The organism is Acinetobacter sp. YH01021, assembly GCF_013420255.1.
Classification (GTDB): domain Bacteria; phylum Pseudomonadota; class Gammaproteobacteria; order Pseudomonadales; family Moraxellaceae; genus Acinetobacter.
This window is the reverse complement of sequence record NZ_VOYO01000006.1, coordinates 40,931-62,422: the sequence shown is the minus strand read 5'-3', so window position 1 is coordinate 62,422 and position 21,492 is coordinate 40,931. Positions and strand designations below refer to the sequence as shown.

At 38.7% G+C, this 21,492-nt stretch carries 26 protein-coding genes and 1 pseudogene; 9 read left to right on the top strand and 18 right to left on the bottom strand.

The window, feature by feature from the left end; translation table 11 throughout:
- Positions 1-178: 178 nt before the first annotated feature.
- Positions 179-424 (top strand): hypothetical protein, encoded by a 246-nt coding sequence (locus FTT86_RS06585; RefSeq protein WP_180086931.1) that lies wholly within the window; start codon positions 179-181, stop codon positions 422-424.
- 144 nt (positions 425-568) lie between these two features.
- Positions 569-775, top strand: coding sequence for a hypothetical protein (locus FTT86_RS06580; protein WP_005106537.1), 207 nt, complete (start codon positions 569-571; stop codon positions 773-775).
- Here the strand turns inward: FTT86_RS06580 and FTT86_RS06575 are convergent.
- On the bottom strand, positions 759-1,397 hold the full coding sequence (locus FTT86_RS06575) for a LysE family transporter (protein WP_180180872.1): 639 nt from the start codon (positions 1,395-1,397) through the stop codon (positions 759-761). The two genes, FTT86_RS06580 and FTT86_RS06575, sit on opposite strands and share 17 nt — an antisense overlap.
- Before the next feature lie 119 nt (positions 1,398-1,516).
- Positions 1,517-2,083, bottom strand: coding sequence for an FxsA family protein (locus FTT86_RS06570; protein ID WP_004278924.1), 567 nt, complete (start codon positions 2,081-2,083; stop codon positions 1,517-1,519).
- Between the two features lie 125 nt (positions 2,084-2,208).
- On the opposite strand from FTT86_RS06570, the gene ruvC reads away from it, so the two are divergent.
- Entirely contained in the window at positions 2,209-2,754 is a 546-nt protein-coding gene (ruvC, locus tag FTT86_RS06565; RefSeq protein ID WP_004278925.1) for a crossover junction endodeoxyribonuclease RuvC, read from the top strand.
- A gap of 3 nt (positions 2,755-2,757) precedes the next feature.
- Here ruvC and FTT86_RS06560 read toward each other — a convergent pair whose 3' ends face one another.
- Together FTT86_RS06560 and FTT86_RS06555 are read right to left on the bottom strand one after the other, a co-directional pair.
- Positions 2,758-3,030 (bottom strand): acylphosphatase, encoded by a 273-nt coding sequence (locus FTT86_RS06560; RefSeq protein ID WP_180086933.1) that lies wholly within the window; start codon positions 3,028-3,030, stop codon positions 2,758-2,760.
- A 10-nt stretch (positions 3,031-3,040) separates the two neighbouring features.
- Positions 3,041-4,498 (bottom strand): NAD(P)H-hydrate dehydratase, encoded by a 1,458-nt coding sequence (locus FTT86_RS06555; RefSeq protein WP_180086934.1) that lies wholly within the window; start codon positions 4,496-4,498, stop codon positions 3,041-3,043.
- 23 nt (positions 4,499-4,521) lie between these two features.
- Here FTT86_RS06555 and queG point away from each other — a divergent pair, with 23 nt between their 5' ends.
- The 3 genes from queG (at position 4,522) to bioB (ending at position 7,059) form a co-directional block, all read left to right on the top strand.
- Positions 4,522-5,616 carry a tRNA epoxyqueuosine(34) reductase QueG gene (queG, locus tag FTT86_RS06550; RefSeq protein ID WP_180086935.1) on the top strand — a complete coding sequence of 365 codons (1,095 nt, stop codon included), beginning with the start codon at positions 4,522-4,524 and terminating at the stop codon, positions 5,614-5,616.
- 104 nt (positions 5,617-5,720) lie between these two features.
- Positions 5,721-5,924, top strand: coding sequence for a hypothetical protein (locus tag FTT86_RS06545; protein WP_004278929.1), 204 nt, complete (start codon positions 5,721-5,723; stop codon positions 5,922-5,924).
- A gap of 133 nt (positions 5,925-6,057) precedes the next feature.
- Positions 6,058-7,059, top strand: a complete 1,002-nt coding sequence (bioB, locus tag FTT86_RS06540) for a biotin synthase BioB (RefSeq protein WP_180180871.1) — start codon at positions 6,058-6,060, stop codon at positions 7,057-7,059.
- A 7-nt stretch (positions 7,060-7,066) separates the two neighbouring features.
- On the opposite strand, the gene FTT86_RS06535 is transcribed toward bioB, so the two are convergent.
- The 5 genes from FTT86_RS06535 to FTT86_RS06515 all read right to left on the bottom strand — a co-directional run bounded on the left by FTT86_RS06535 (position 7,067) and on the right by FTT86_RS06515 (position 13,177).
- Positions 7,067-7,303, bottom strand: a complete 237-nt coding sequence (locus tag FTT86_RS06535) for a hypothetical protein (protein ID WP_034436202.1) — start codon at positions 7,301-7,303, stop codon at positions 7,067-7,069.
- Between the two features lie 1,409 nt (positions 7,304-8,712).
- On the bottom strand, positions 8,713-10,848 hold the full coding sequence (locus FTT86_RS06530) for a DEAD/DEAH box helicase (RefSeq protein ID WP_180180870.1): 2,136 nt from the start codon (positions 10,846-10,848) through the stop codon (positions 8,713-8,715).
- A gap of 63 nt (positions 10,849-10,911) precedes the next feature.
- Entirely contained in the window at positions 10,912-12,075 is a 1,164-nt protein-coding gene (locus FTT86_RS06525) for a site-specific integrase (protein ID WP_180180869.1), read from the bottom strand.
- A 312-nt stretch (positions 12,076-12,387) separates the two neighbouring features.
- Positions 12,388-12,783, bottom strand: coding sequence for a hypothetical protein (locus tag FTT86_RS06520; protein WP_180180868.1), 396 nt, complete (start codon positions 12,781-12,783; stop codon positions 12,388-12,390).
- Positions 12,784-12,985: 202 nt separating this feature from the next.
- Positions 12,986-13,177, bottom strand: coding sequence for a hypothetical protein (locus tag FTT86_RS06515; RefSeq protein WP_180180867.1), 192 nt, complete (start codon positions 13,175-13,177; stop codon positions 12,986-12,988).
- 161 nt (positions 13,178-13,338) lie between these two features.
- Between FTT86_RS06515 and FTT86_RS06510 the strand changes: the two genes are divergently transcribed.
- Positions 13,339-14,004 carry a hypothetical protein gene (locus FTT86_RS06510; protein ID WP_005236232.1) on the top strand — a complete coding sequence of 222 codons (666 nt, stop codon included), beginning with the start codon at positions 13,339-13,341 and terminating at the stop codon, positions 14,002-14,004.
- 259 nt (positions 14,005-14,263) lie between these two features.
- Here the strand turns inward: FTT86_RS06510 and FTT86_RS06505 are convergent, their stop codons facing one another.
- The 9 genes and pseudogenes from FTT86_RS06505 to FTT86_RS06470 form a co-directional block, all read right to left on the bottom strand.
- A complete protein-coding gene (locus tag FTT86_RS06505) occupies positions 14,264-14,581 on the bottom strand; it encodes a hypothetical protein (RefSeq protein ID WP_180180866.1) in 318 nt (105 codons plus the stop codon).
- 60 nt (positions 14,582-14,641) lie between these two features.
- Positions 14,642-15,187, bottom strand: coding sequence for a hypothetical protein (locus tag FTT86_RS06500; RefSeq protein ID WP_180180865.1), 546 nt, complete (start codon positions 15,185-15,187; stop codon positions 14,642-14,644).
- Entirely contained in the window at positions 15,147-15,515 is a 369-nt protein-coding gene (locus tag FTT86_RS06495; protein WP_180180864.1) for a hypothetical protein, read from the bottom strand. Before FTT86_RS06495 ends, FTT86_RS06500 begins: the two co-directional genes overlap by 41 nt.
- Before the next feature lie 162 nt (positions 15,516-15,677).
- Positions 15,678-15,948: pseudogene (locus FTT86_RS16090) on the bottom strand (hypothetical protein).
- A gap of 106 nt (positions 15,949-16,054) precedes the next feature.
- The gene (locus FTT86_RS06490; RefSeq protein WP_180180863.1) at positions 16,055-16,876 is read right to left on the bottom strand and encodes a hypothetical protein; all 822 of its coding nucleotides are present in this window, start codon (positions 16,874-16,876) and stop codon (positions 16,055-16,057) included.
- Between the two features lie 253 nt (positions 16,877-17,129).
- Positions 17,130-17,408, bottom strand: coding sequence for a hypothetical protein (locus FTT86_RS06485; protein WP_180180862.1), 279 nt, complete (start codon positions 17,406-17,408; stop codon positions 17,130-17,132).
- Between the two features lie 60 nt (positions 17,409-17,468).
- Positions 17,469-17,810, bottom strand: coding sequence for a hypothetical protein (locus FTT86_RS06480; RefSeq protein ID WP_180180861.1), 342 nt, complete (start codon positions 17,808-17,810; stop codon positions 17,469-17,471).
- Positions 17,791-18,348 (bottom strand): hypothetical protein, encoded by a 558-nt coding sequence (locus tag FTT86_RS06475; RefSeq protein ID WP_180180860.1) that lies wholly within the window; start codon positions 18,346-18,348, stop codon positions 17,791-17,793. Before FTT86_RS06475 ends, FTT86_RS06480 begins: the two co-directional genes overlap by 20 nt.
- Positions 18,349-18,426: 78 nt before the next feature.
- A complete protein-coding gene (locus FTT86_RS06470; protein ID WP_005236238.1) occupies positions 18,427-18,585 on the bottom strand; it encodes a hypothetical protein in 159 nt (52 codons plus the stop codon).
- Positions 18,586-18,778: 193 nt separating this feature from the next.
- Here FTT86_RS06470 and FTT86_RS06465 point away from each other — a divergent pair, with 193 nt between their 5' ends.
- Entirely contained in the window at positions 18,779-20,353 is a 1,575-nt protein-coding gene (locus tag FTT86_RS06465) for a type I restriction-modification system subunit M (RefSeq protein ID WP_180180859.1), read from the top strand.
- A complete protein-coding gene (locus FTT86_RS06460) occupies positions 20,353-21,489 on the top strand; it encodes a restriction endonuclease subunit S (RefSeq protein ID WP_180180858.1) in 1,137 nt (378 codons plus the stop codon). Before FTT86_RS06465 ends, FTT86_RS06460 begins: the two co-directional genes overlap by 1 nt.
- Positions 21,490-21,492: the final 3 nt, after the last annotated feature.

Genomic DNA, 21,492 nt, shown 5'->3' with positions numbered 1-21,492 from the left:
TCTTACATTTTAAGAAAATCCTACTGCTTGTGTAATGAATTTTTATACTCTATTGTCTCTATGTAATTATCAGCAATTGCTTATTGCAAGCTGATGCTGCTCTACCTATGATAAAAAACCAATTGAATCATCTTTCATGATCGAAGAATAAAAAGGATAACATCCTGGGAGAAGAACAATGCAGTATCAATATCATTGTGCTTGCTGCGAAAAAGTAGTCGACTCTACAGAAAAATCATGCTCAAACTGTGGCTCACATCATATTCGCAGCCCTTTTGGTTTCTGGATTTTTTGTCTTGTGGCCTGCCTCGTTACAGCAATCGTATTTAAAGTCGTGCATTTGTATGTGCAATCACAACAAGAAGTTCCTATACAACACTCTCTACTCGACGTTTTAAAAGAAGAAGATAAAAGACTTCGCTAATTTCATGCATCTCACAGCAAAGACCTGTTAGTTCAAACAAGTCTTTTTATTACTCTTAAATAATTCAAATAGAGATGCGAAAAATAGCCTCATCAAATCCAGCTTTGATTTACAATAGCTGTGGATTTGAATGAGAGATGTGCCATGGTTCAGTTAATTAAAAAAGGTGGATTGCGTGAGCGCGCTAACCGTAGTCGCAGTTATCAAGGCTCTGAAAATACTGAAACCACCTTAAAGCCTAATCGTTATCAAACGGCGGTTAAAACACCAGACAATTTAGCCTCTCCTTCCCCGACCTCACCAATATCTCCAGCATTAAATGAAGATACCCTCCTTAATTCATCAGAATAAGTGCTTCATACCATAACCACAATGCAAATAGCAGAAATAGTCCGCCTGACATCATATCAATATAACTCCCCGAACGCTGGTACAAGATTTTAATTTTTGGTTGGGAAATCAACAGCATCAATAAAGTGAAGGTGATAAAAGTCTGCAAGGGAATAATTACCGCTAACTGTGCTTTCAAATAATCGGAAGCAGACGAACTTAAAGCCAGTAAAAATACGCTACTAAAATAGATCAGCGTTTTAGGATTAGAAAGATTGGTCCATAAGCCCAACATAAAATAATTTTTAGCTTGCACCTGTCCATTTGTATCTTCGTCGGTCTGATGTCTATTTTTAAAGCTATGTACACCACCCTTTAACATGGCCCATCCCATTTTGGCCAGGAATATACCACCCAAAAGCATTAAGGCTTGCTGAATCCATGGAAACTGGTCAATTAACACGGTAAAACCCGCAAGTGTCAGCACTACCCAAACCACAATACCAGCAGAGATCCCTGCGATAACTTTCAGAGCATTTTGGCGTGTGGTGGATGCGGCACTTTTGGCAATGAGCAAAACATCGGGACCGGGACTGAGTTGAGCAACAAAATGCAGGAGACAGATCGTAAAAAGCAGAGACATTAAAATAAGGTAAATTTATAAAAATATATTATAACGTTTGTTAAAAGACATTAGAAAGTTCCAATAAAAAAACCGAATCATCAGATTCGGCTTAAATAGAGTTTTTTTAAATAAAACATTTATTTTGGATTGATATCTTTCATTTCAATTTTTTTCGCCTCAGGTCTCACTTCACGTGCTTCACCATCAATAATGGTGGAATCACCGCGACCTGATTGCTGATTTTGCATATCCTGCATTTGACGCATCATCTCGGCAAATGGGTTCTGGCCTTGTGCACCACCCATATCGCCCATCATGCCACCCATCATTTTTTCCATCATGAGTTGCTGACGTTTCATCATCGCTTTCATTATAGCAGCCTTAAAAACCTGCTGAACCGCTGGAATGAGCATCAATACTGCCAATACGTCGGTAATCAATCCAGGAATAAGCAGAAAGAAACCTGCCAGAATTTTAGGTAAATTTCCTGTTAATGCAGGATCTGCACTCATCTGTCCCATCTGCATTTGCTGCATTTGTGGCATTACACCGGCCGAGTATTTACGGATCAGATTCATACCAATAAAAAATGCGGCCACAAACCAGAAAAATACGTACCACATGCTCCCGACGAGGTCACCCACGCCAATCCAGACAAATACTTCTAGGATTAAGCCTGCAAGGATAATAAGAAATAATTTCATGAAAATTAATCTAATCTCAGTAAAATAAATAATAGGATGCTGGAATCAACTGCTTCATCAGGATCAAGCTTTTTTGATACGCTTATGTAACAATATGGGCATTATTCTATTTTTAAAGTGCGGGCATGTCATTAATTATTGGGATTGACCCCGGTTCTCGTTTAACCGGTTACGGAATTATCGAAAAAGACGGCTCCAAACTGACTTTTGTTGATGCCGGCACCATCAGAACAGAAACGACAGAAATGCCTGAACGTTTAAAACGGATCTTTGCCGGCGTGGAGCGCATTGTAAAATTTTATGGTCCCACTGAAGCTGCAGTCGAACAAGTCTTTATGGCACAAAATCCGGATTCTGCCTTAAAACTTGGGCAAGCCCGTGGTGCTGCTGTTGCTGCACTGGTCAATCTGGATTTGAAAGTCGCTGAATATACCGCGCGCCAGATCAAACAGTCAGTGGTGGGTTATGGCGCTGCCGATAAAGAACAGGTGCAGATGATGGTGATGAATATTCTAAAACTCAGCATCAAACCCCAACAGGATGCTGCCGACGCCCTAGCTGCTGCCATTTGTCATGCTCATGCTTCAGGCAGTATGAGTAAAATGGCGGTATTGAATGCGCTGGGCGGTATGGCACGTGGCCGTAGTCGTGTCAGCAGCCGTCGTCGCTAAGGTTTAACGCAATATTTTAAAGTCTTGAACATTTAGATCGTATTTCAGATATTCCTGAATAATCGCTTGTACAGTTGCACGAGCAGGCCCTTGCCAACTTCGTGCAATCATTTCCTGAAGCTGAGAATCTGTTCCAACCATCACAGCCTCCACTTCACCCGTACTTAAGTTCTGCACATGTCCCTTCAGTCCAAGTCCTTGAGCCTGCTCGGCAAACCAGTAGCGGTATCCGACTCCTTGTACTTGGCCTGAAATATTCAGTTTGATGACTGGCACACTATTCTCCTTAGCGATTCACCACCTGATAAATCGCATGTTTCATATCCTGAGCCTGCAAACCACGTTGGCCATTTTTGGCCAGTTCATCACCTGCAAGAGCATGTAGCGTCACAATTTCATGCAAATGGATGGTTTGTGCAAATTGCGCCTTTAGACTGGCAATCATGCCGGCCAGCACATCCCCCATTCCGCCAGTTCCCATACCGGCATTCCCGGCATTGCAGATGTAAAGCCTTTCTTCCAGAATCAGGCATCCTGAACCTTTTAGCACCCACTGTCCCTGATATTTTTGTTGCAGGGCATGAATAGCTGCAATCCTATCCATTTCGACTTCCACAGTGCTACATGCCAGTAACGTGGCTGCTTCCCCAGGATGCGGAGTCGCATAGGTCTTGGAATTCAAAACTTGCGGCTGTTGGGCTAAAAACCACAGCGCATCTGCATCCAAAATAACCTCTAGATCAGATTGCTGAATCAGCTCAAACCAGATTTCGTATTGCGCTTTTGCCCCACGATCACGACCTAATCCCATACCAAAACACACTGCATCGACCTGCTGAATCAGTGCTTGGCGTTGTTCCTGAGTTAAAAGATTGATATCACGCAGCATGATATTCGGTGCACGTGACAAAATCGCGGTGTGGTGTTTTGCATCACAAACGATGGTGACTTTACCTGCTCCGGCAGCAAATGCTGCTTCTGCTGCCATAATCACAGCACCGCCCATATCGGCATGTCCACCAATCACCAAGACATGACCATAACTACCTTTATGACCAAAGGCTTGGCGTTTGGGTAATTGGATCTGATGTGATGCAAGCTGGGCAATCGGTTGAATTTCTGCGTCTGTTGGAATAGCAGAGATTAGTTCGATCTTGCCCGCATATTCTTTGCCTTGTCCGGTAAACAATCCTGCCTTGAGCCCTAAACCTGTGAAAGCATAGTCAGCTTTGATCGCAACAGGCAAAGGCTGGCCGGTATTGGCATCCAGTCCACTCGGAATATCGATTGATATTTTTAGTCCAGTTTTCTGATTGATCATTTGAATAATATTTTGCCAGTCAGAATCCAGCTGACGGTTCAGACCAATTCCGAATAAGGCATCGATATAGACCTCATATTCGGATTGGAAATCAAAATGCGAATAAGGCTGCAAACCAGCCTGCTGGGCTTCCTGCACAGCCGATGCCAAATCTTTGGAATTACCTAACTCAGCCGCATAAATATCAACATTGAATCCCGCCTGTTTGAGATATTTGGCCACCAGATAACCATCGCCGGCATTATTGCCCTGACCACAGCAGACCGCTATTTTTTTTATTTTTTGCTGGGAAAATAAAGTGATCAGTCGCTGACTAATCCCCCAGGCGACTTGTTGCATTAAACCGTAGGAACTATTTTGCTGTTGAAACCAGCGCTGCTCCCATGCTTGTAGATCGTGGCTATGGTAAACTTGTTGCTGCATTTCTTATTCCCTGTCTTTGGTTTATGACAACTCCCAATTCTCACGCGCAAATTCAAGTTTATCAACAAGATACAGCCGAGATGAAAGCCTGGATTAAAGCGCAGGCTTTAGAATTGGGTTTTTCTGATTGTGTCATTGCCAAACCAGATGCTCAAGCAGAATTAGCACGCTTACAGGAATATCTGGATCGTGGTTATCATGGTGACATGAAGTTTCTGGAAGAAAATCTGGAAAAACGTGCCAATCCTGCTTTACTGGTTCCCGGCACACGCAGCATTATCTGTGTGCGTATGGATTATCTGGTCGAGGCACCACAACCACGTTATATCCCTTATGCACCCAACTCTGCCATTATCGCGCGTTATGCCCGTGGCCGGGATTATCATAAGACTATGCGTGGTCGTCTGAAAACCCTGGCGACAAAAATCCGGGGAAAAATCGGAGATTTTGAATCACGTCCTTTTGCGGATTCTGCACCCATTTTTGAAAAATCGCTGGCTGAAAGTGCCGGCATGGGCTGGACAGGTAAACACACCCTGCTGATTCATAAAACATCAGGCTCATTCTTTGTACTGGGTGAACTGTTTACTTCACTGGAACTGCCCTTTGATGAACCCGCGACCAAACATTGTGGCTCCTGTACTGCCTGTATCGACATCTGTCCGACTCAAGCCATTGTCGAGCCTTATATGTTAGATGCTCGCCGCTGTATCGCCTATCTGACCATCGAATATAAAGGCATTATTCCAGAAGATTTGCGACGCGGAATTGGTAACCGGGTTTTTGGTTGTGACGATTGCCAGCTGATATGTCCATGGAACAGTTTCGCCCAAGTGACCTCGATAGAGGATTTTCATCCGCGGCATGGACTGGATCAAGTGAGTTTACTGGATTTATGGCAATGGGATGAAGCCACCTTTTTAAGTGCGACTGAAGGCAGTCCGATGCGTCGTACGGGTTATCAAAGCTTTATGCGCAATATCGCCATTGGTTTGGGCAATGCACCCTTTGATGGGCAGATTATTCCGGCCCTTCAGCAACAGCGTAATCAACATGATGAAATTGTGCAGGTACATATCGATTGGGCTATTCAAGAACAACTGGCAAAATCCAGTTGATTTTCCATCTTTACCTAGCGTCACAGTTTCACTTAAAAGCCTTACACACCCATGTTTCAGACTATGGCATAAATAAAAATAGTCAGAAATGAAGTGGAGGAAAGATGATGTCATCAAAAAATCCAAATCAAGAACTGCTGGAGCAGCTTCAGCATGACCAGCAGAAGCAACAACAGCAGCAGCCGCAACATGGCCCGATTAATTCCCCAAAAAATAATCAGCATGAACAGGATCAGCGTGTGTTTAACAAGCAGCACCGTAGTGATCTGCATGGCCAGGATATTCATGGAAATCACAGTAATAAATAATCTGGTAACTGAAAAACAAAGCTCACCTCGTGTGGGCTTTGTCATTTATATAAGGTCATATTTTGCTAGTGAAGCAAAAGCTTATTTTTATTAAGATGAACCGAATGATAAATAAACACAGTTAGGGAAAGAGATGAACAGTAGTGATGCGGTACGCAATGATTGGTCACGTGAAGAAATACAAACACTTTATCAGCAGCCTTTAATGGATTTAGTGTTTCAGGCGCAACAGGTTCATCGTGAACATTTCACCGCCAATACCGTTCAGGTGAGTACCCTGCTCTCGATTAAAACCGGTAAATGTCCTGAAGACTGTAAATACTGTTCACAATCAGCGCATTATGATTCCAAACTGGAAGCTGAAAAACGCATTGCAGTCGATAAAGTGATTCAGGAAGCCAAACAGGCGCTGGCATCAGGCAGTTCACGCTTTTGTATGGGGGCTGCATGGCGCAACCCGCATGAACGCGATATGCCTTATGTGCTGGAAATGGTACGTGAAGTTAAAGCACTCGGTCTGGAAACCTGCATGACACTAGGGATGCTAAATGGATCACAGGCTGAACGCTTGAAAGATGCAGGACTGGATTATTACAACCATAATCTGGACACTTCTCGTGAATACTATTCACATATCATCAGCACGCGTAGCTTTGATGATCGTCTGGATACTCTGGATCATGTGCGTCAAGCTGGTATGAAAGTCTGTAGTGGCGGTATTGTGGGTCTGGGCGAAAGTCGTGATGACCGGATTGGTTTGTTATATGAGCTTGCAACTCTGGCAATCCATCCTGAATCTGTGCCAATTAATATGTTGGTGCCGATTGAAGGCACACCGATGGCAGATGTAGAAAAACTGGATGTGATTGAATGGATTCGTACCATTGCCGTAGCACGCTTGTTGATGCCTAAAAGCTATATTCGCCTTTCTGCAGGGCGTGAATCCTTAAGCGATTCGGATCAGGCTTTGGCATTTATGGCTGGTGCCAATTCTATTTTTTCTGGTGAAAAACTGCTGACGACCCCTAATACATCCCAAGGTCGAGATCAGCAACTTTTTGCAAAATTAGGTTTAGTTGCAGAACAGCCAAAACCGAGTGTTCGCAGTCTGGCTACAGATGCCATGGCAAGCTAACAACTGTTTAACTTGATGAACTTGCAGAAAAGTTATGTGCAGTAATTAAAATACCATAACGGGCATTCAGATAATCTCCGACTCGGATTTGATCTACTCCATTAGCATGATGCACCATCAGCGCTTGCGTGACTGCATCATAACTAAAGGAGTCATAACTATCTTGATGCAGGCTGAGCCAGTGCAGCGTATCTGCCAGGTTGCTGTCGACGATATAGGTATCTGCATGAAAATCTTTGCTCATATGCCTGTTCATCATGTTGAAATTTCCCTTTAATTTTAACGGAAATTAGCCCATAACAAGCATAAAAAAGTGAGCCATTGCTCACTTTTCTTGCAAAAACTTTAGTCCTTATTCGTACCGCACTTACGACACTCCCTGTGTTCCCCGATTTCTTGCATTTGCTCATATTCATAAATATGCAAACAAAACAATTTTCTTAAAAGCTGAAGCATCATTGAAACTCCTGTTTAATCATTTTTTTAATACGCTTCTTAAGATATTCCGTCCTGAAACATCATGATTTTTGACTAAAAAATCATCTCATATTAATTAGCATAATTTTTTCAGTTGTAAAATGCATTTCATCTACTTTTCACTTTTTTGCAGATATTCTTTGAACTACATCACAATTATTTCATAAATATGAACTTTTTTTTTGATTAAAGAGGATGTTTATGGAATTTAGATAACAAAAGTAATATCTGAGGGAGATGCTTTTTTATTAAGCTGGTAACGAAGAATCTTTATTGAAAGGCAAACTAGAAAAGTTCATTATCAGTGGAGGCAACCCATTTTAAGTCCTTCGAGATAAGAACGATGATCAATTAAGTGAATTGCTTACTTCAGATTTCATAATATCCAAAAACAAAAAACCCCTTACGATTAATGCACGTAAGGGGTTGTTTTATATGGTGGGCCCAGACAGACTTGAACTGTCGACCAACGGATTATGAGTCAGAACAGTAATTCATAAAATAGACAATAAATACAATAAGTTAACCAATAATCCTGATGCAAAATCCAATAAAAACAAGGAGACTCTACCCAATAAAAACAACTTCTTGATTTGTAAGAAGTTACAGGTTTTCAGACTTCAAAATAGCTTTTCTAAGCTATTTCTATACTTGATGTAAATATAAGGTAAATAAGCTGATTTTTCTGGCATGGGTTTGCAATAGACCCTAAAAAGACCGTAAAAAACTGCTAGACCCTAGTAGATAGATCCCAGAAATATAATGATTATTTGATTGACCCTACAAGACCATAACTCTTTTTCCAATTGCATCTCAGACCTTAATCTATCCCAATTGAACTTTAATCACCCTGTACAGGGTATAGTTTTTTTTGCAGTAGACCTATGAATGGGGGGTAGCCTATTTTTATTTTTTTTATTTAATACCGACCCTCCCCCTTCAAATTGGCATTTGTCCTTATTCATAAGGGCTTAGTCAGTTTTGCAATATGGGATATTTGCTCCCCTTTATTTGGATTTTCTTCTCTCGATGTAACTATCTAAGTATAGAATTTCTCTCGATCATAAAATCCAAATATCACATGGACTTCACCGCATTCAGTACTATGAGTTTTATTCTGATATTAAAAAAGGTGAGCAAAGCCCACCTTCTCCTACGATCAAATCTACCCCTCAATCATACTTCTTCGTAGATCTCAGTTAAATTTTTTATTTTTCGCTTTTTTCGTCCACTTTTTGCATCATATTCAACCCCGTTTACAGATACGTACTTAGTTCTAAAGGATCCTTCTAGATCACTGAACACATAGCCATATGCACCTAGACTATTGAATCTCACTTTCTTCTTGTCATAAGGTTTTTTATCATTTCTCACTTCGACATTGGTATATCTTTTCAAAAACCGAATTGAACCGCCATCCGTGAAAACTAACTGTTTCTGCTCATTTACACATACATCTTCCAAGGGGTGCTCTTCAAGGAGAGCAACAACAGACCTGTTTTTTGCAAGCAACTTAAGCCAACTGTTCATTAACTTCGTAATCTCAGCATACCCATACCAATTTTCCTCCCGATTATTTTTGGGTAACCATTGCTCAAGTCCCTTCATGACAGATTTTACAAGGGGATGCATTTTATATTGAAAACCGATAGTCATTACACTATTAATCCGATTCTTCTGGATGGCGTCAGCTATATCTACAATATTACCCAGACGATCGCTCAGTTTCCCCATCTGTTCAAAAATTTCATAATGAACTGGTTCCTCACTTTTATCATAGAGGTTAATTCCATCTTTTACATTTTCTTGTAAATAGCTAATGAGAGTGTACGAATTCGTCTGAACTCTATCGATGACATCAGCAATCACTTCAGGAATGACCTTTTGCTTCATTTGCTTCATTTCTTCCGCACATAGCTCTAGGTTATCAAGCAATTCACTATCAAGTACATCCTGCGATAAATTGACTTTCACTTGAGCATGAGGCATCAACCCTAATAGGCGAAACTTTAGGTAACTACTATTGAAGTAACATTTATGCAAGTCGAGTTGGTATCGTCTCCCTGCCAAACTTGGTGTATTTAGACATATTTTTTTATTATCCAGCATAAACCCCTTACACTGTAATACTTCATCAGTCAGTGCATTGAAGGCCTTAACCCTGTCCATTTTGTCGTTAATCAAGTCCTCAAAGCCTTCGAACTTATCTTTGTTTATTAGCTTCAGGACTTCATATTCCAGATAATATTCCATCTTTTTAAATTGTTTGTCCATCGTAGACACATGTATTTGGTGTTCCTTGTTGCAGTCAATCTTTTTCACCTCGATGTCTTGTGAAAGATGAATAAATATAGGTGGGTTTGCTTTACGCATTCGCCCAATAAATTGGGTAATTTCTTCAGGATGAGCGTATTGACCCATGATATGCACGCTATCGACTTCATCATCGACATTATTCAAGTTAATGGCTTCATCCATAATAGAAGTGCAGAGAACTACTTGATATTTTGAATCTAGTTTAGAAACACTCAACATCTCAGTACATTTTTTACGGGACATTTCATCCCGATTGATAAGCATTACTGAGTAATCTTGTTTCTCTAGGTATTTCTGAATGAGCTTAGATTGTGCAATGTCATTCAGTCGAACCAATACAATTTTTTTCTTACCTTCTTTCTTTGCTTCTGAAAGACGAGTACAGATATGGCGCAAACCATTTAACTTGTGTGCCTCTTTGTATCTTAGAATATGAATAATACGTTTCAGGTCTACCGGTTTTTGAATATCAGAATAGTGGCTGATATTAATGCCAAGCTGTTCGAATAACGGCTCAGTTAAAGTAGCTGTCAACAAGACAGTCTGGTCATATTTATCATTTTTGATGGATGACAATAAGGGATAAATCGCTTTGTCACGATAATTTCCAGCAGAATAAAGCTTCTGGCACTCATCAATCACAACAACAGTTTTTTGATCCAAATAATTTTTTATTTTGTGATATTGGTCATATGTAATGACTACACTGGATTTGCATAAGTTCTTTAGCCTTTCTTTGGGAATTGACTTTTCTCCATGTATAAAATGGATATTTGCCTGATGCCCATAGTCTTCTTCACATTGTTTGACCTGAGCAATGGTTGGACAACATAACACCACATTGTGATCACGCATTAAAGATTTAAGCACAAAAGTAGTTTTGCCCGCCCCTGTATTGGCTCGGATCAATGTATTGCCATAATGCAGTTGAATTCTATCTTGAATGGTTTCGTCTGCATTCAATTGGATAACCTGTTTTTTAGGTAATTTAGACACGAGTTCTCCTATGAGGTGCCTTTGATGGCACCCCAGATAAAAAGTGATTTGAATTAAGGTGAGTTAAGCGACTTTCGCTTCACGGATTTTGCTTGCTACATGTTCTGATGCAGCCAGTAAAGTGTCAGATTGCAAATGGGCATATCGCTGAGTCGTTTGTGGTGACGCGTGTCCAAGTAAATGCTGTACCACATATAAGCTTTGACCACTGTTCACGGCTAAGCTTGCAAAGTTATGACGTAGATCATGAATACGCATATTGTCGATCCCTGCAATAGCCATTACTTTGTCAAAGGTTTTACGGATATCATTGAATGCCAAGCCTGTTTGTGGATTGGCGAATATATAACGATGCTGTTTAGACATCTGATGAATAATAGACAGAGCATCTTGATTCAAATGTATGCGTCTGGCCTTACCTGACTTGTTTTCAGATAGCAGCCATACGCCTGTTTTAAGATCAACGTCAGTCCATTGCATATCCAGTGCTTCTCGCTTACGCACACCAGTCAGCAGTAAGAATTTAATTACAGCAACAATGACCAGATTACTAATGCCAAACCGTGTTGGCTGGCTGAGAACATTCATCAGCTCTTTCAGCTCATCATCATTGAGATAGCGTTCTTTTTGGTTATTCTCCTTATATTTTTTCACTCGTTGTACTGGATTAATTTCAATTAACTCATGATCGATTGCCATATTGAAGATTGATGATAATAATGCTCTTACACGATTAATGGTCGCATTACTCAGCTTCTTCTGATGGCGTAAATCCGCAATTAACTGGCTTAATTGTCCCGATGTAATATCCTTAAAGGTATAGTTCCCCAGTACAGGCGCAATATGCATTCTTAGGCGTGATTCATCATCACCATAAGATTTCTTACGACTCTTGGCCTCAACCAAATAAACAGTTTGTGCAAACTGACCAAAGGTAACTACCTGTGGCTTCAGTTGCTGCGCAAATGGATGACATTTCTGACTGATTAAGCGATGGTATTTCTCTACCTGTGGCTTTAAAGCTTTAAGTTTCATAATAATATTACTATGAGAACATGAACCCAAGCTTTGGGATATTTTCTTACCTTCGTAAGTCAGGCGAATAATGAACCTAACACCTTCAGCGTTACTGATAAATTTCAAGCCTTTGAAGCCAGAAGTTAATTTGCTGACATCATATTCTTTGCCCTTTTCAAATTGGGACCAATCGATATTTTTAAGTGACATATAACATACTCCTCATATCAGAAAAAATAATATATTTAAGTTAATCAATTACATACAAAAATAAGAATGTACAACCTACTTTTTTCAAGACATACGAACCCCTAACGGGTTAACGCTATTCATCAAAAAACCAATAGATTTGTGTCAAAGTGCTGACGGTATAAATCACGATCAAGTGAAAGTACCGACATAGAATGGATTAAGCAGTTACATGCTCTCGCCTGATCAAGTGCAAAATCATGTTAAGGCCTAGTACAGAAAATTCGTGTTCTGGCGCCAATGAACGCGAATTTTGTATAACTATTTAAGTTATTAAATCATTCCAGCTGGAACATTGTCCCAGGCAAAATGAATAGATGGGTATTGACCTGGCATAGAGTGTAAATAACTAGGCAAGGTAGCACTGCTTGGTAACTTTTCTATAGTTTTATCACTACGATTATGTCTGATTGCATAGAGTCCTTTTAGGAAGACAATCAATAGTTCATACATCTGACGATCCAGCACAATTTGCGTGCTCATACTATTAAACAAAGCTCTAGCATTTTTCACTAGGATAGGCTTTCCTAAAGGTAACTGATCTAGATGATCGAATATATGGGTTACTGGTACTACCACAGTTTTTGACTGAGAATTTGTCAATAAAATACGGCCAGTAAAATTTCCTAGATGAGAGTATTTTTTTGAATTCATTTGAACTTTTTGCATTTTAAACACCTTAAATTGATAAATATTCCACCCTGTCATTCTCACAATGTGAGATTTACCATAGAGTGGTTTTACAAAGAAGTAAGCAGTTATATGCTGACTGCTTACTTCAAATGGTAGAACTACTGCTTTTAGCCTTAGAACCGCCTGCCATACTTGAATCGCCTAGGCGATAGTCACCATTGACCTACAGCCAATAAATCTATTTGAGAACAATATCCTCATCCTCGAGGGAAAAATCTCCTATATCCATAAAAATAAGAATAGGTTCATTTGCTAGAGGATCATCGTCTTGCGACATTGAATAACCGCACTCATATAAAAGCTCATTTATTTGATCATCAGTCAAATCGACAGCATCTCGATTTGCTACTTGTACGTCTAATGTGTCCATTGCAATTTCCTTGGTAGTTGATCGGAACAAAAACAAGCTTATATGAATAAAAAAATACTAACATCTGGTCTGCAGAACTTATTTTCCATTTTTATCGTTTTAGTAGATGATTGGCGAATAACGGTTATAATCTAGAATTGTTCATTTTGTGGTGTAGACTTATGGCAATTCCCAAGAATGTCTTCAATATTTTAAATAACAATTTCGACCTAGTACTTAGTAAGAGATTTAAACCAAAACATTTGGTCGAACTCGTAACCCTATGCCCAGCTCATAGTGCTGATCTTCCTTTGCTCTATAAATGCTCATATCCCTATTGTGGATCTCCTATCACTCAAAAACAGGCTTACTATTACTTAGATCAATTTAAGAAACACTACGCCTACATCAGAGTTGCTCAATATGCTGTAGATGCTGAACGTTTAAATGAATTTCGTAGCATCTATTATGATAAACATGGCTTTATCAAACCGTTGGATCAAAACTTTCGTGAGCCGAGGAAAGCTAGTGAGGATGATTTTTATCATTTTATGGGTCACATTTTGAATACAGATGGATTCAAAAGTTCTGGTGAGCTATACCAACGCTTTATCAATAATTTCAACTTCAATCAGCCGGTATATTCAGTGGATAAAAGTAAAAATCGAAGTATAGAAAAGTCTATTTCAATAGAAGTAAAGAAGCGTATTAGCCGAAATACCTTTAATCGTTATCTACTTGAATTTTTTAGAAAAAATGAAAAATCGTTATCTCAGTTCAAATACAAAATTATCAAAGCAAAAAGTACAAAGACTGGTTATTACACTGAAGCAAATAAGTGTGATTAAAATAGCTATTGTCAGCTTTTAGAATGGGCAGCCCCAAGGACTAGTAGACCCTTAACCTGCTTATCCTGTACACCTATCAAGCCTTACCAACAAAAGAAAAAGAAAAAAATACCGTAAAGCCGAAAAGCTTTACGGTTCATTCTGCGGTTTTTTACTTACATTTTGATTATTTGTTGAATTTTATTTACTTATTACCATGGTCATAGGTATGAATAAGAATAGTAAATCCCGTCTTGAAAATAAATAATTGATTTTACTACTAACGAAGTAAATGCTCATTATCTTTGACTTGTTTATATGTAATATATAGACAAATGAAAAAAGTAATAATAGGGCATAAAAACATAGCACTTCCCAATCTACTTTGCTCTTGCAATTCTCCCCCTAATATTTCTATCACCACCACATATAAGATTGTATTTAATACGAATGCAAAAAAGGCAAAAGGTACAGGCAAAAAATACTTCGTAATATTCTTAAAAGAAGTTATTTTATTTTGAAATATTTTTAAAAATAAAGAACGAACTATTGTGATAGTGAAAAACACAGTAAACATGTTAAAAATAAATAGTTTCATATTTTAATCCCCTAAAAAAAACAGATTACCGTGAACTTAATCTGTTTTTTTAATTTTAGTTTACATGTCACGATAACTCATTGGTAGACACTCACCTATTAAGTGTGCAACACGTTTTACACTTGTCACAGTAGGAAGAAAGGTTGCAATTTTTTTATTGTTATAAAAGACTTCAATCTTTTTCGCTTTGGAAATCCTACTCCTAAACTCATCCCAATCATTTGATGCAGAACGCCATGCAGTTGTACCAGAGGTTGTTGCTGTATATTCACCATCAAACAGAAATTCCATATTACGAGATGAATCTGTATTTTGATATTCTTTACCTTTAGTTTCTACGATTACAGAGTGATCAAAAATATCAGCAGCAGCTGAATTACACATCACAGTCAGCTTTTGATTCTGACTATTGGTTAATATATATTCATCAAAGCCATGATTAAATGATGATGACCATATATTTGGAGCTGCATTAGCATATGCACAGCCCCCCATTAGACCAATAATTAGTGTTAAATTTCTCATATTATCCTCTACACTATTTTTAAAATTAATTGAGTCTAAATTAACTACAACGCACGTATTGAACGTTGTAGTTGGACTCATGATGCTTCCCAACTATTTTTAGACTCTTCCCATTTTGAGCCAGTGTGAGTTTTAAATGAGAGGGGGTTTTATATACATTACCTTCATCAGTATACTCTTCAGTACCGTATACAGTAATACTATGAGCATTATGAGTAACTATTTTGTTCACAGTTGCGAGTCCCCAATCAGCATCAGGGGTATACTGCTTTTTATTGATAACAGCAGGTGTATAACATTGCTTAGCTTTATCCCAAGTACCCTGAAATTTCTGTGGGATATAAGATGCTGCTAAAGTAGATAAAGGAGTAACTACTAACAATAATGTACAAATTTCTTTTTTCATCATGGATCTCTAAAATTTTAATTTTCAAGTGATTTTCACATACTTTTATCACAGCGCAACCAAATATGCAGAGAATATTTCTTAGACATTTGCCTTATTGTATAAAGACTAAATTTATCTTAATACCCTCTGACTTAATGATCCCTTCCGCAGTACATACTACGGTCAATAGTCACTGGGCAGTAAATTCGTAGTTACTGATCGATCAGCTTCGGTTATGATCCAGATTTTATCCTTGGAAAAGTTGTAGCTGGATAGGATGCGTAATTGCATCAGTAAAGCTTCTTCATTGGATTCCCGATCTTCTTCACACACATCACCCCAATCATCCCTGATGATGTCTTGCAAGTAATGCGAGCAAGTCACTTTCCTCAACTTCGGCGAATCGTAATGCGTTTTGAGTAGGCACGACTTGGCTTATCCTTAGTATTTCAATAAGATAAAATAAAGCCCATATCCTTTATTGGGATACAGGCATAAGATATCAGTGAAAATTAAATCAAGTTATAACATCGTGATAAGAGCTGAATAAACCGTAGTAATTACTCTAAACCCAGTATTTGGGCTTGAACCAAAATATCATCCCCATCACGATAGAATCGAAACGAAATTGGGTATGTATTACCATCATTGAGTAATGCATAGCCTTCACACTTCCGTTCTGTTAGTACTGCACTAACTTCTGTCACATTATTTAATTTAATTAATGAATAACCATGAGCACGGCCTAAAGGTGAATCTGCTAATACACTTATAACGTTCTCAGTGGCTTCGCTACTATCACACTCAGGATAATCAACAAGTGCCTTTTTGCGCTCTTTTTCTGCGCTTTTTATCTCTTCAATATGCTCACTCTCTATCTTTTGTGCTTCTTGATCTACTTGTTTTTGGTGCTGTTCTTCTTCCAATTTTTCTTCGGCATACTTTAATAGCTTACTAGCTTCCGCAAACCCTTTTTCATCAGCAGGATAATCAGATAATAGAGATATGACTTGGCTATATTGTTGGTTAGAAGCTGCAATTTTTGCTTTTTCAAACTTTGAAGGCCAAAGAAGTGTCCGAGCTTGTTTCAGCAAAGCCTGCGCTTCAGTATAATTCTTATCCGTAGATTCGATATTTTCCAATTTGGTAATTGCATAATCATAATTTTTTTCTAAAAATGCTTTTTTACCAGTCTCGAAAGAATTTGGACTACCTATGATTTGCACAACAAAAGCAAAAATAAATACAAAGCCATAAACTGCAATGACTTTTCCTCTTGTTTTGTTGATGTTACCAAACAACACCCAATTAGGGTTAATTAATCCTACAATTAGTGCAAGAATAGCTAAGCTAGCTAGAGCTGATCCTATTGTTTCTAACATAAAATTTTCTCAATAAAGAACAATGGTATTTAGGTGGTAATAAATTTCTTATGACAATAAAATTATACATTTTATAAGTAATTTAATTTACCACAGTAAATATTCAAATTATTAATTTCAATTGATTTTTCATATTCTTATAAAAAATATAAAAAGGCAATTAGATAATATCTTAGACCAACTAATTATTGTCCCAAAAAAATCACCGTAAAGCCGAAAAGCTTTACGGTTCATTTTACGGTACGTGCTACGGTCAATAGTCACTGGGCAGTAAAATCGTGGTTACTGATCGATCAGCTTCGGTTATGATCCAGATTTTATCCTTGGAAAAGTTGTAGCTGGATAGGATACGTAATTGCATCAGCAAAGCTTCTTCATTGGATTCCCGATCTTCTTCACACACATCACCCCAATCTCCCTGATGATGTCGTGCAAGTAATGCCAGTAAGTCAATGTTTTCAGCTTCAGCGAAGCGAAGTGCACTCGGTGTAGACACGACTTGGCCTAAAGCAAATAAGTTTCGCTTGGTCATAAAATTCGCTCAGATTAAAGTTAATAGTGAGGTTGCTACGTCAGGAGTGGTGTTACAGGTCTACATCACTTGTAGTTGATGTTGTTCAAAAATGGCTTTCGGAACATAGACCAAAATGCCTTCATTGTCGTTAAGCATGATGTAGATCTCAAACCAATCCTTTTTCTTTTCAACAAACTCAATCTCTCCCATGTTCAGCTTTTCAGAAAGACTGAAGCTAAGATTTTCAAAAGGCTGAATCAGGTCTTGCTCATCTTCACAAACAACAAACCACCCATGTAGGGTGGCTTGATAAGGTTCTTCATACTGATGCTCTAGGATTTGCATCGTTTCAAGAATGGCATGAGCTATGGGCTGTTCATGCACTTTCTGGATATCTGATTTACTCTTGATCAATTTCATCTTCACTACCCTCATCCATTGAAGTAGATTCAACTTTTTCAGCAGTTTTATGCTGACGCTTTTTTGTGGATTTCAGTCCAGTAGTTTTATCAGCGTGAGATGAATCGATATCTTCTTGCCCCGTTTTCAGATGGCTTTCCAGACCAATTGACCAGAGTTCATAGTCTTCATTGACTTCCAGCAAACGTGCAGTTTGTGGATGGGTATGAATCACGTTCTGATCGACCAGTACAGCCCCTAAAAAACTTGAATTATTGACTGACTTACCAATGAACAGTGATTTCAATGCGGTAGCATGGAAAGGCTTGCCTTCTTGGTATAACTTACCAAGCAGTTGAATAATCTCATCGACTTTGATCAGTTCTGCACTAAAGCCTCCTGTAGATTCATTCTTGCTTAATGCAATACCAAAAGATTGATCTTCACTGTGTTGCCATAATTGATAGTGCAGTTGACCTTCAGCACGATCAGACAATTTATTGCAGGTAAAAGTATGAATCAGGTTATAGCCTATTTTGTCATGAATACGTGGTTGCATGGTTTTGATTCCTGTAGACGTAAAAAATCCCAATACACCGAATGGCATATTGGGATAGATAAAATGGAAATGGTTTACTTATAAGATGACTTTCAATACAGCACAGACTTTGGTCACGTTATCACTGTCCATATCATTGCAGACACGAATTGCATTCGCTATGGATTGGGTTTGATGATGCGGAATACATTCCAATACATCTGACACTGATTCAAGTTCTGGATAATATTTTTTCATGGTCACTCCTTTGGCTTCAGACCACATAAATAATATCTTCAAGAAATACGGTTTCTTACAGCTATGAATAAAAAGCTGAATAGGCTATACCTATACGCCAAAATCTGTCGCAATACTCTTTTTATTACATGATAAAAATAGTATTTATCGGTAAACTAACCACAATTTGCTTCATATTTTAATAAGGTTCAAGATGACCCAGGTTCAATTGCAACAACTACAAAGACAGCTTTGGAATATTGCCAATGATTTACGTGGAAAAATGGGTGCTGATGAGTTTCGTGACTACATCCTCGGTTTCATTTTCTTCAAATATCTGTCTGAGAAAGCAATTAACTTTGCCAATGAGCTTCTGAAAGATGAAGGCATGGTGGAAAAGTACAATGAATTGAATGAAAGTAATCCTGACCATGCAGAATTGATCGAAGGTATCAAAGAAAACTCGGTAGATGAAGTGGGTTATGCCCTATCTCCTAGTCAACTCTTTCATAGCCTTGCAGAACGTGGTCGTCAAAATCAATTTATTCTGGATGACTTGGCCGAAACACTAAGAGCGATTGAACGTAGTACATTAGGTGCTGAGTCAGAAGATGACTTTGCTAACCTGTTTGAAGACCTTGATATCAACTCAACCAAGTTGGGTAACAACGCCAATGACCGTAATGAGTTAATCAGTAAAGTACTCACTCATCTCGACAATATTGATTTTGACTTGAGTAACTCAGAATCTGATGTTTTGGGTGATGCTTATGAATACCTGATTGGTGAGTTTGCTTCTGGTGCAGGTAAAAAAGCAGGTGAATTCTATACTCCTCAAACTGTATCTACTCTCCTTGCCAAAATTGTCACACAAGGCAAAGAGCGCTTACGTTCTGTATATGATCCGACCTGTGGTTCAGGTTCTTTGCTATTACGTGTTAAGCGTGAAGTCAAAGACGTAGATATGATCTTTGGTCAGGAGATGAACCGCACGACCTATAACTTGGCACGTATGAACATGATTTTGCATGATGTACATTTTGCCAAGTTTGATATCAAGCAAGAAGATACACTGACACGTCCTCAGCATATCGATATGCGCTTTGATGCTGTAGTGGCTAACCCTCCTTTCTCTGCAAAATGGTCAGCAGATCCTATTTACTTACAAGATGAGCGTTTCAGCCGTTATGGTAAGTTAGCTCCAAGTTCAAAAGCGGATATGGCTTTTGTTCAGCACATGCTTCATCAATTGGATGAGCAAGGCACGATGGCCGTTGTTCTTCCACATGGTGTACTGTTCCGTGGCTCAAGTGAAGGTGTGATTCGTCAGTACCTGATTGAGAAAATGAATGTGGTAGATACCATCATTGGTTTACCTGCCAACATCTTCTATGGCACATCTATTCCAACCTGTATCTTGGTGCTCAAGAAAAATCGTACCCATACAGGTGATATTCTGTTTATTGATGCTAGCAATGACTTTGACAAACAGAAGAACCAGAACAAGTTACTGCCTGAGCATTTGGATAAGATTATTGATGCCTTTACACAGCGTCAGAACATCGATAAATATGCCAAGGTTGCTACGCTGCAAGAAGTCAAAGACAATGACTACAACCTGAATATTCCACGCTATGTCGATACTTTTGAAGTGGAAGATGAAATTGATCTGAATACCATTGCTCAGCAACTGAAAGCACTTGAGCAGCAAAGCCAAAATACAGACAAAGTGATTGCTGAATTCTGCACAGAGCTTGGCATTGATTCACCGTTTGCGGAGGTGAAGTAATGTCTGTGCCAAAGTTACGATTCAAAGAGTTTGATGGGCGTTGGAGTTCTTTAAAATATAAAGATGTCCTGACGATCAAATACGGTAAAGATCATAAGCTATTAAATGAAGGAATTTATCCAGTTTATGGTACTGGTGGAATCATGCGCTATGCCGATCAATACCTTCATGATGGTGAAAGCATTTTGATCGGGCGAAAAGGAACTATTGATCAACCCAAATATGTAGATGAAAAATTTTGGACGGTCGATACTCTTTTTTATACTCAGATCAAAGATAACAGTATCCCATTATTTCTGTATCAACATGCTCTTCAAGTAAATTGGTCAGGCTTAAATGAAGCAACTGGCGTTCCTAGCTTAAATACAACATCGATCAACAATGTAGATATTGCTCTTCCTCCCAAAGAAGAGCAAAGAAAAATCGCCTCTTTTCTTTCCGCAGTAGATGAAAAAATAAGTCAATTGACGCAAAAACACCAACTCCTGAGCCAATACAAACAAGGCATGATGCAAAAGCTGTTCAGTCAGCAAATTCGCTTCAAGGCTGATGATGGAAGTGAGTTTGGGGAGTGGGAGGATAAAAGAATTTCAGAAATTGCTTCTTATAGACGTGGTAGTTTTCCTCAACCCTATGGTTTGCCTGAATGGTTAAATGAAAATGGGTTTCCATTCGTTCAAGTTTATGATGTTGCAGATAACATGCTGTTAAAAGATAAAACAAAAATCAAAATTAGTCAGCTCGCAGCAAATCAAAGTGTTTTTGCCAAAACTGGAACATTAATTATCACTCTACAAGGCTCAATTGGTCGTGTCGCAAAAATGCAATACGATGCTTATGTAGATCGAACGCTTTTGATTTTTCAAAGTTATTCAATGCCTATTAATACAGACTATTTTAAGTATGCTCTGTACTTGCTTTTTAATATTGAAAAAGAAAAAGCTGATGGCGGTATTATTAAGACTATTACGAAGGAAACACTTTCCAAATTCAATATTGGAATACCTTGCCTCGAAGAGCAAACCAAAATCGCTAATTTCCTTTCAGCCATGGACCAAAAAATTGAAGTCGTAGCTCAGCAAATTGAACAGGCCAAACAATGGAAAAAAGGCTTGTTGCAACAGATGTTTGTATAGGGG

Bases quoted from the DNA above. Each gene is read 5' to 3' on its own strand.
- FTT86_RS06585 (WP_180086931.1), top strand. From the start codon at position 179: ATGCAGTATCAATATCATTGTGCTTGCTGCGAAAAAGTAGTCGACTCT.
- FTT86_RS06580 (WP_005106537.1), top strand. From the start codon at position 569: ATGGTTCAGTTAATTAAAAAAGGTGGATTGCGTGAGCGCGCTAACCGT.
- FTT86_RS06575 (WP_180180872.1), bottom strand. From the start codon at position 1,397: ATGTCTCTGCTTTTTACGATCTGTCTCCTGCATTTTGTTGCTCAACTC.
- FTT86_RS06570 (WP_004278924.1), bottom strand. From the start codon at position 2,083: ATGAAATTATTTCTTATTATCCTTGCAGGCTTAATCCTAGAAGTATTT.
- ruvC (WP_004278925.1), top strand. From the start codon at position 2,209: ATGTCATTAATTATTGGGATTGACCCCGGTTCTCGTTTAACCGGTTAC.
- FTT86_RS06555 (WP_180086934.1), bottom strand. From the start codon at position 4,498: ATGCAGCAACAAGTTTACCATAGCCACGATCTACAAGCATGGGAGCAG.
- queG (WP_180086935.1), top strand. From the start codon at position 4,522: ATGACAACTCCCAATTCTCACGCGCAAATTCAAGTTTATCAACAAGAT.
- FTT86_RS06545 (WP_004278929.1), top strand. From the start codon at position 5,721: ATGATGTCATCAAAAAATCCAAATCAAGAACTGCTGGAGCAGCTTCAG.
- bioB (WP_180180871.1), top strand. From the start codon at position 6,058: ATGAACAGTAGTGATGCGGTACGCAATGATTGGTCACGTGAAGAAATA.
- FTT86_RS06535 (WP_034436202.1), bottom strand. From the start codon at position 7,303: ATGAGCAAAGATTTTCATGCAGATACCTATATCGTCGACAGCAACCTG.
- FTT86_RS06525 (WP_180180869.1), bottom strand. From the start codon at position 12,075: ATGTCACTTAAAAATATCGATTGGTCCCAATTTGAAAAGGGCAAAGAA.
- FTT86_RS06520 (WP_180180868.1), bottom strand. From the start codon at position 12,783: ATGCAAAAAGTTCAAATGAATTCAAAAAAATACTCTCATCTAGGAAAT.
- FTT86_RS06515 (WP_180180867.1), bottom strand. From the start codon at position 13,177: ATGGACACATTAGACGTACAAGTAGCAAATCGAGATGCTGTCGATTTG.
- FTT86_RS06510 (WP_005236232.1), top strand. From the start codon at position 13,339: ATGGCAATTCCCAAGAATGTCTTCAATATTTTAAATAACAATTTCGAC.
- FTT86_RS06505 (WP_180180866.1), bottom strand. From the start codon at position 14,581: ATGAAACTATTTATTTTTAACATGTTTACTGTGTTTTTCACTATCACA.
- FTT86_RS06500 (WP_180180865.1), bottom strand. From the start codon at position 15,187: ATGAGTCCAACTACAACGTTCAATACGTGCGTTGTAGTTAATTTAGAC.
- FTT86_RS06495 (WP_180180864.1), bottom strand. From the start codon at position 15,515: ATGATGAAAAAAGAAATTTGTACATTATTGTTAGTAGTTACTCCTTTA.
- FTT86_RS06490 (WP_180180863.1), bottom strand. From the start codon at position 16,876: ATGTTAGAAACAATAGGATCAGCTCTAGCTAGCTTAGCTATTCTTGCA.
- FTT86_RS06485 (WP_180180862.1), bottom strand. From the start codon at position 17,408: ATGACCAAGCGAAACTTATTTGCTTTAGGCCAAGTCGTGTCTACACCG.
- FTT86_RS06480 (WP_180180861.1), bottom strand. From the start codon at position 17,810: ATGAAATTGATCAAGAGTAAATCAGATATCCAGAAAGTGCATGAACAG.
- FTT86_RS06475 (WP_180180860.1), bottom strand. From the start codon at position 18,348: ATGCAACCACGTATTCATGACAAAATAGGCTATAACCTGATTCATACT.
- FTT86_RS06470 (WP_005236238.1), bottom strand. From the start codon at position 18,585: ATGAAAAAATATTATCCAGAACTTGAATCAGTGTCAGATGTATTGGAA.
- FTT86_RS06465 (WP_180180859.1), top strand. From the start codon at position 18,779: ATGACCCAGGTTCAATTGCAACAACTACAAAGACAGCTTTGGAATATT.
- FTT86_RS06460 (WP_180180858.1), top strand. From the start codon at position 20,353: ATGTCTGTGCCAAAGTTACGATTCAAAGAGTTTGATGGGCGTTGGAGT.